Source organism: Amaricoccus sp., assembly GCF_036846665.1.
GTDB lineage: Bacteria > Pseudomonadota > Alphaproteobacteria > Rhodobacterales > Rhodobacteraceae > Amaricoccus.
On sequence record NZ_DAIUBO010000279.1, the window covers coordinates 1 to 4,338 of the forward strand.

A 4,338-nucleotide genomic window follows, 5' to 3' on the forward strand; every position below is an offset into this window, starting at 1 on the left:
GCACCCCCTCGCCCTGCGGCGCGCGCCTCCGGGCGACAGGACCGGGCAAGGCGCCACCGGCGCCTCGCCTTCTTGGTCCAGGGGGCATGGGCGTCGCTCCTCGCCCCGACCGCTTCAGGTCAGGGCATCGAACACCAGCTTCGAGCCGGTGACGGCGAGCAGGAAATAGGTGAGGCGGAAGAAGAGCACCGCCGGGACCAGCCGATGCGCCCAGATCCCGAGCAGCACCCCCAGCACCGCCACCGGCGCCAGGATCAGGTTCACCCGCGCCGACTGGAGGGTGAACATCCCGAGCAGCAGGTAGAACGGGAACTTGATCAGATTGACCCACCAGAAGGCGATGACCGTGGTCGCCTGATAGCGGGTCTTGTCGAGATCGGCGCGCAGCAGATACATCGAGGCGGGCGGCCCGCCGGCATGGCTCACGAAGCTGGTGAAGCCCGCGACCGCGCCCCAGAACACCCCCCAGCCCGCCGATCCGAAGGCCTGCGAGGGCCGCAGCCAGCCGCGGGTCCGCGCGATGTGGAAGGCGACGAAGCCGAGCGCGACGCCGCCGACAAGGAGCCGGATCCCGTCGGCGCTGACCCAGCGGAAGAAGAGCGCGCCCGCGAGCACGCCCGCCACCATGCCGGTCATCAGCCGGCGCGCGTCGGTCCAGCTCCACTGGCGCCAGTAGGTCCGCAGCCCGGTCACGTCCATCACCATCAGAAGCGGCAGCATCAGCCCGACCGCCTGCGCGGGCTCCACGACCAGCGCGAGCAGCGGCGCCGCGGCGAAGCCCGCGCCGCCGCCGAAACCGCCCTTGGAGATCGCCGCGATCAGCACCGCCGCGATCGCCACGGCGTAGAATGTCGCGTCCGCCTGCACGCTGGCGCCTCGCCTCCGCCGGCTTTGCGGCTTGCCAATGCAGCCGCGAGGGTCTAGCCAAATTCCGGTTCCGACCAGAACGGGAGTGAGGGCGAAATGGCAAGACCGAAGATCGCGCTGATCGGCGCCGGACAGATAGGGGGCACGCTGGCGCATCTGGCCGCGCTGAAGGAACTGGGCGACGTGGTCCTGTTCGACATCGCCGAGGGCACGCCCCAGGGCAAGGCGCTCGACCTCGCCGAATCGACGCCGGTCTCGGGCGTGGACGCCGGCATCTCGGGCACCAATTCCTTCGAGGACATCGCCGGCGCGGATGTCTGCATCGTCACCGCCGGCGTCCCGCGCAAGCCGGGGATGAGCCGCGACGACCTGCTCGGGATCAATCTCAAGGTGATGAAATCGGTCGGCGAGGGCATCGCGGCCAATGCGCCGGACGCCTTCGTGATCTGCATCACCAACCCGCTCGACGCCATGGTCTGGGCGCTGCGCCAGTTCTCGGGCCTGCCGCACGAGAAGGTCTGCGGCATGGCGGGCATCCTCGACAGCGCGCGGTTCCGCTATTTCCTCGCCGAGGAATTCGGCGTCTCGGTCCGCGACGTGAGCGCCTTCGTGCTCGGCGGCCATGGCGACAGCATGGTGCCGCTCACCCGCTATTCGACCGTCGCCGGCATCCCGCTTCCCGACCTCGTGGAGATGGGCTGGACCAGCCAGGAGAAGCTCGACGCCATCGTCCAGCGCACCCGCGACGGCGGGGCCGAGGTCGTCGGCCTGCTCAAGACCGGCTCGGCCTTCTACGCGCCCGCCGCCTCGGCGATCGAGATGGCGGAGGCCTATCTGAAGGACCAGAAGCGCGTCCTGCCCTGCGCGGCCTATGTCGACGGCCTCTACGGGCTGAAGGACATCTACCTGGGCGTGCCCACGGTGATCGGCGCGGGCGGCATCGAGCGCATCGTCGAGATCGAGCTCAACAAGGCCGAACGGGCGATGTTCGACAAGTCGATCGAATCCGTCGAGGGCCTGGTCAAGGCCTGCAAGGGCATCGACCCCTCGCTCGGCTGAGCCCCGGCCGCCGGCGCCCCGCCGCCGCGTCGGGGCATCGAATCAGCATCCGCCGCCCTTCCCGCAGGGCGGCGTTTCTGTGATCACAGGCATTTTTTCTGTGATCACGAAGCCGGGATTCACTCGGCGGAAACCGGAAAACCGTCGCAATTCAATTGCAGAGCCTGCCGCGAGGGCATAGCAGGGATCCGACCGACGGCAGACGGCCGTGGGCACCGGCAACCGGCGGGGGACGGCGGCAGATGAACATCCACGAGTATCAGGCCAAGGAATTGCTCAGGCAGTACGGCGCGCCCGTCTCCGACGGACGGGTCGTGCTGAAGGCCGAGGAGGCCAAATCGGCCGCGGGCGAGCTCGACGGTCCCGTTTGGGTCGTCAAGGCGCAGATCCACGCCGGCGGCCGCGGCAAGGGCCGCTTCAAGGAGGCCGCCGCCGGCGAGAAGGGCGGGGTGCGCGTCACCCGATCCGTCGCCGAGGCGGCGGAGGAAGCGCAGAAGATGCTCGGCCGCACGCTCGTCACGCACCAGTCCGGCCCGGCCGGCAAGACCGTGAACCGCGTCTTCATCGAGGACGGCGCCGCGATCGCCCGCGAGCTCTACCTCGCGCTCCTGGTCGACCGCGGCTCGAGCCGCATCGCCTTCGTCTGCTCCACCGAGGGCGGCATGGACATCGAGGAGGTGGCGGCCTCGACCCCGGAGAAGATCCTCAGCTTCTCGGTCGATCCCGCGGCCGGCATCTCCGGCTTCCACGGCCGCCGGGTCGCCTTCGCACTCGGGCTCGAGGGCAAGCAGGTCAAGCAATGCGTCGACCTGGTGAACCGGCTCTACCGGCTCTTCGTCGAGCGCGATTGCGAGATGCTGGAGATCAACCCGCTGATCGTCACCGAGGACGGCGACCTCAGATGCCTCGACGCAAAGATGGGCTTCGATTCCAACGCGCTCTACCGCCAGAAGGAGATCCTGGCGCTGCGCGACGAGACCGAGGAGGACCCCAAGGAGCTGGAGGCCTCGAAGTTCGACCTCAACTACATCGCGCTCGACGGCGAGATCGGCTGCATGGTCAACGGCGCCGGCCTCGCCATGGCGACGATGGACATCATCAAGCTCTACGGCTCGGAGCCCGCGAACTTCCTCGACGTCGGCGGCGGCGCCACCACCGAGAAGGTCACCGAGGCCTTCAAGATCATTACCTCCGATCCCCAGGTGAAGGGCATCCTGGTCAACATCTTCGGCGGCATCATGCGCTGCGACGTCATCGCCGAGGGCGTGATCGCCGCGGTCAGGGAGGTCGGCCTCACGGTGCCGCTGGTGGTGCGCCTCGAGGGCACGAACGTGGAGAAGGGCAAGGCGATCCTCAACGAATCGGGGCTCGCGGTGATCGCCGCCGACGATCTGGCGGATGCCGCCGAGAAGATCGTGAAGGCGGTGAGAGGCTAGGCGATGTCCGGCCGCGGCCATGGTCCTGACGGTCTTCTTCACGACTCTCGCGGCGCTGCTCGCCGCGCCGTTCATCGTGGTCATGCTGCGCGCGGCCACGCCGGCGCGGGTGCTGCGGGTCTGGCTCGCCCAGCTCGCCGCCGCGCTCGCCCTCTGGGGCCTGCTGGTGCTGATCTTCCACAGCGGGCTCATCGTCGGGCAGGATCCGCGGATCCTGGCCGCCCTCGTCATCAATGCCGTCTGGGTCGGCCTCGTGCTGGCGATGGCCTTCGGGACCGTGGCTGCGGTCGTCCGGGCCGTCCAGCTGCGCGCCAGGCGGCGAACAAGCGGAAAGTGAGCTGATGTCCATCCTCGTCGACGAGAACACCAAGGTCATCTGCCAGGGCTTCACCGGCAGCCAGGGCACCTTCCACAGCGAGCAGGCCATCGCCTACGGCACGAAGATGGTCGGCGGCGTGACGCCCGGAAAGGGCGGCGGCACCCATATCGGCCTGCCGATCTTCAACACCGTGGCCGAGGCCCGCGAGAAGACCGGCGCGACCGCGACCGCGATCTACGTGCCGCCGCCCTTCGCGGCCGATGCGATCCTCGAGGCGATCGACGCCGGGATCGAGCTGATCGTCGCCATCACCGAGGGCATCCCGGTGCTCGACATGATGAAGGTCAAGCGCGCGCTCCAGGGCTCGCATTCGATCCTGATCGGCCCGAACTGCCCCGGCGTCATCACCCCGGACGCCTGCAAGATCGGCATCATGCCGGGCCATATCCACAAGCGCGGCTCGGTGGGCGTGGTGTCGCGCTCGGGAACCCTGACCTACGAGGCGGTGGGCCAGACCACCGCCGCCGGGCTCGGCCAGTCCACCTGCGTCGGCATCGGCGGCGATCCGATCAAGGGCACCGAGCATATCGACGTGCTGGAATGGTTCCTGTCCGATCCCGAGACGGAATCGATCATCATGATCGGCGAGATCGGCGG

5 protein-coding genes are annotated in these 4,338 nt (G+C 68.8%); 4 read left to right on the forward strand and 1 reads right to left on the reverse strand.

Features of this window, described 5'->3' with window-relative positions; translation table 11 throughout:
* Positions 1 to 114: 114 nt before the first annotated feature.
* A complete protein-coding gene (locus V7050_RS18560; RefSeq protein ID WP_324370543.1) occupies positions 115 to 867 on the reverse strand; it encodes a sulfite exporter TauE/SafE family protein in 753 nt (250 codons plus the stop codon).
* Positions 868 to 963: 96 nt separating this feature from the next.
* On the opposite strand from V7050_RS18560, the gene mdh reads away from it, so the two are divergent.
* From mdh to sucD, 4 genes are all read left to right on the forward strand, one after another.
* The gene (gene mdh, locus V7050_RS18565) at positions 964 to 1,926 is read left to right on the forward strand and encodes a malate dehydrogenase (protein ID WP_324370541.1); all 963 of its coding nucleotides are present in this window, start codon (positions 964 to 966) and stop codon (positions 1,924 to 1,926) included.
* Positions 1,927 to 2,168: 242 nt separating this feature from the next.
* Positions 2,169 to 3,362 (forward strand): ADP-forming succinate--CoA ligase subunit beta, encoded by a 1,194-nt coding sequence (gene sucC / locus V7050_RS18570; RefSeq protein ID WP_324375464.1) that lies wholly within the window; start codon positions 2,169 to 2,171, stop codon positions 3,360 to 3,362.
* Between the two features lie 19 nt (positions 3,363 to 3,381).
* Positions 3,382 to 3,699 (forward strand): hypothetical protein, encoded by a 318-nt coding sequence (locus V7050_RS18575; RefSeq protein WP_324369759.1) that lies wholly within the window; start codon positions 3,382 to 3,384, stop codon positions 3,697 to 3,699.
* Between the two features lie 4 nt (positions 3,700 to 3,703).
* On the forward strand, positions 3,704 to 4,338 hold a 635-nt coding region (gene sucD, locus V7050_RS18580), incomplete at its 3' end, for a succinate--CoA ligase subunit alpha (RefSeq protein WP_324410993.1).